The organism is Streptomyces sp. SID5785, assembly GCF_009870065.1.
In the GTDB taxonomy this organism is placed as follows: domain Bacteria; phylum Actinomycetota; class Actinomycetes; order Streptomycetales; family Streptomycetaceae; genus Streptomyces.
Genome location: NZ_WWIA01000497.1, coordinates 1 through 2,510, shown reverse-complemented (window position 1 = coordinate 2,510; position 2,510 = coordinate 1). Strand labels below are relative to the sequence as shown.

The 2,510-nt window shown below is 74.7% G+C and carries 2 protein-coding genes; both read right to left on the bottom strand.

Going from position 1 to position 2,510, the window contains the following annotated elements; genetic code table 11:
* A partial coding sequence (locus tag GTW43_RS38060; RefSeq protein ID WP_343246028.1) for a serine/threonine-protein kinase occupies positions 1-1,522 on the bottom strand: 1,522 nt, incomplete at its 3' end.
* 7 nt (positions 1,523-1,529) lie between these two features.
* Positions 1,530-2,510 (bottom strand): protein kinase (locus GTW43_RS16205; RefSeq protein ID WP_161302740.1); only part of this gene is annotated, 981 nt, incomplete at its 5' end.

Sequence of the window (2,510 nt, the reverse complement as noted above, 5' to 3'; positions counted from 1 at the left end):
TGTACGTGATGTCGAGCTGCGCGGCCGGCTTGCCGTCCACCGTCGTCCTCGTGACCGTCTTGTGGATGTCGGAGTACCCCTTGCCGGCGTACGAGTCGCCCACGCTCGTCGCCCAGCCGACCGCGTCCGAGCCGCCCGTGCCCGGTGCCCAGCGCTTCAGGCTCAGCGTCACGTCGCTCTTCGGGTCGGTGTACTGGACGCCGTCGTCCTCGCGGAAGACCTCGCTGAGCCGGTCGGGAACCGTGATCACCGCGTCGATCCCGGACTCGTCACGGACGGTCCAGGAGCCCTGCGCGGCGGGCGGTCCCTCCTCGTTGATCTCCTCGCCGGCAGCCGCGGACGCATCGTCCTCCGCGTCCGCGCCGGCGTCCTTGTCGGCGTCCTTGTCGGCGTCCTTGTCCGCGCCGCCGGACGGTGCCGTGGTGCGGCCCGCCCCGTGGCCCGCGGCCTTCCCGCCGCCCGTGCCGTCGTCCGCGCCAAGCGTGGTCGCGAACCAGACACCGCCGCCGACGAGCACGACCCCGAGCAGGGCGGCCACGACGAGCCCCGCGGGCGAGCGACGGCGTGACACTGCGGGGGCCGTGGTCCCCGCGCCGGGTGCGAGCGGCAGCCGCGCCGTGCCCGGGTCCTCCGCGGGGTGCGGCGTCTCCACCGGCTGCGGCGACTGCGGCAGCCGTGCCGTCTCCCCGGACCGGTCCGGGTGCGCCGCCGTGTCCCGGGCCACCGCCGCGAGCCGCGCCTGCGCCGTCGCCGCGTCGGGACGGGCCGCCGGGTCCTTCGCGAGCAGCTCGTCGATCAACGGGCCGAGCGCACCGGCCCGTTCGGGCGGCGGAGGGGTGTGGGAGAGGATCGCGGCGAGCGTCGACTCGAGCGTCGGGCGCCGGAACGGCGACAGGCCCTCGACCGCCGCGTACAGCAGCACGCCCAGCGACCACAGGTCGCTCGACGGCTCCGCGTCGCCCGACATCCGCTCGGGCGCCACGTACTCCAGCGAGCCGACGAACTCGCCGGTCATCGTGAGCGACTCCTCGCCCTGGACGTGCGCGATGCCGAAGTCGGTGAGGACCACCCGGCCGTGCGGGCCGAGCAGCACGTTGGCCGGCTTCACGTCCCGGTGCACGATGCCCTTGGTGTGCGCGGCGTGCAGGGCCCCGAGCACGGCGAGCCCGATCCGGGCCGCGTCCGGCGGCGCGAGCGGGCCGCGCGCGAGCACCTCGTGCAGGGACTCGCCCCGCACCAGCTCCATCACGATCCACGGCAGCCCGTCCTCCACGACGACGTCGTGGACGGCGACCGCCGACGGATGCTCGACCTGCGCCGCGGCCCGCGCCTCGCGCCGCAGACGCGCGTACCCGACCTCCGGATCCCCCGGAAGGCGCGGCTCCTTCACGGCGACCTCGCGGCCGACGAGTTCGTCCGCCGCGCGCCACACGGTGCCCATGCCTCCCGCGCCGATCCGTTCGACGAGCCGGTACCGGCCGCCCACGAGACGGCCGACGCCGCTCTCCGTCCTCCGCTGCACGGACACCTCAGAGCTTGTCGATGTCGAGATTGGCGATCGCGGCCTTCGCGACCTCGCGGCCGCGGTCGGCCAGGTCGCCCTTGGCCGGGTAGTCGACCCACAGCTGGTACATGTCGCCGGACGAGGACTTGACGTAGAGGACCTGCGCCTCGCGCGGCTTCGGGGCGTCCGAGTCGGAGTCGTCGGTGTACGTGACGGTGTTCACCGCCGAGTCCTCGCCGTGGAAGGTGGTCTCCTCGGTCCGGCTGTGCGGGGCCGGCTTCTCCGCCATGGACGTGTTGTCGCCCTTGTTGACGGCCTCGGAGTCCTTGTTGGCCTGGGCGCTCGCCGAGCTCGCGATGTCACTCAGGGTGTCCTCGGACTTCCTGCGGACATTGAGCGTGATCGAGAGCGCGTAGCTCGGGTCGGTGTACGTCACCCAGTGCTTGTTCTCCTCGACGGAGTTGTCCACGCGCGACGCCACGTACGCGGACGGGGCCGGCACCGTGGCCGTGACCGCCTTCTCGTGGTGCGTCTCCCAGCCGTCGGGCAGCGGCCCGGCGAACGGGTCGGCGAGCACCAGGTACGCCGCGACCGCCGCCGCCACGACCGCCGCGCCGATCCCGAGCAGCGCCTTGCGCCCCAGCCGTACGCCGCCCCCGGACGGGCCGATCTGCACCACCTGGGTCGGCTGCGGCGCGGGCGGCTGCGCGGCGCGGTCGAGGAGGGCGCGGACCTGGGCCGCGTTCGGCCGGCGCGCCGGGTCCTTCTGCAGCAGGCCGTTGATCGCGTCGGCCAGCGGGCCCTGCGCGGAGGCGGGCGCGGCGGGGGTCGCGTTGAGGACGGACTGCAGCGTGGCCGGGGTGTTGCTGCGGCGGAACGGCGAGACGCCCTCGGACGCCGCGTAGAGCACGACGCCGAGCGACCACAGGTCGGAGGCCGGGCCGGGGCGCTGGCCGAGGACGCGCTCGGGCGCGATGTACTCGGGCGAGCCGACGAAGCCGCCGGT